Below are 508 nucleotides of genomic sequence, written 5' to 3'. Positions count from 1 at the left end.
TCTGAACACAATGTTTCAGACGGCCTTAATTTAGGTATAACGCGATTAAGCGTTAGCTCCCTGTTGTTCTTGGTAGATTGCTTCGAAGTTGATCGGAGCAAGCAGTACAGGTGGGAAGCCGGCGCGGGTTACGCTGTTGGAAATGGCTTCGCGTGCGTAAGGGAACAGGATGTTCGGACAAGCAACGCCCAACAGCAGTTGTACGTCTTCCTCAGGAATGTTTTCCAAACGGAAGATGCCGCTTTGGGTAACTTCGTTCAAGAACATGGTGCGCTCTTCGTTCAGTTTGGCAGTCACGGTCACGGTAACGTCAACGCTGTAGAAACCGTCTTCCAGTTTGGTGTTGCCGGTAGAAACGCGCATATCCACTTCAGGCGCGCCTTGTTCCAAGAAGATTTGTGGTGCGTGAGGCACTTCCAAAGACAAGTCTTTTACATACAGACGCTCAACGCTGAATACGGGTTGCAATTCTTCGCTCATTTTATTTTCCTAAGTTAAGGGTTAAGGA

Annotated in this window: 1 protein-coding gene; it reads right to left on the bottom strand. The window is 48.6% G+C overall.

From position 1 onward, the window contains the following. Positions 1 to 45: 45 nt before the first annotated feature. Entirely contained in the window at positions 46 to 480 is a 435-nt protein-coding gene (gene secB, locus ACTHUM_RS18800; protein WP_070461399.1) for a protein-export chaperone SecB, read from the bottom strand. Between the last annotated feature and the right edge of the window lie 28 nt (positions 481 to 508).

Source organism: Neisseria sp. P0021.S006 (genome assembly GCF_051956895.1).
The sequence above is the reverse complement of the archived record's forward strand: the minus strand, read 5'-3'. Positions and strand labels throughout refer to the sequence as shown.

What these genes read in the sequence shown, in the direction of transcription:
- secB (WP_070461399.1), bottom strand. Translation starts at nt 480, where the DNA reads ATGAGCGAAGAATTGCAACCCGTATTCAGCGTTGAGCGTCTGTATGTA.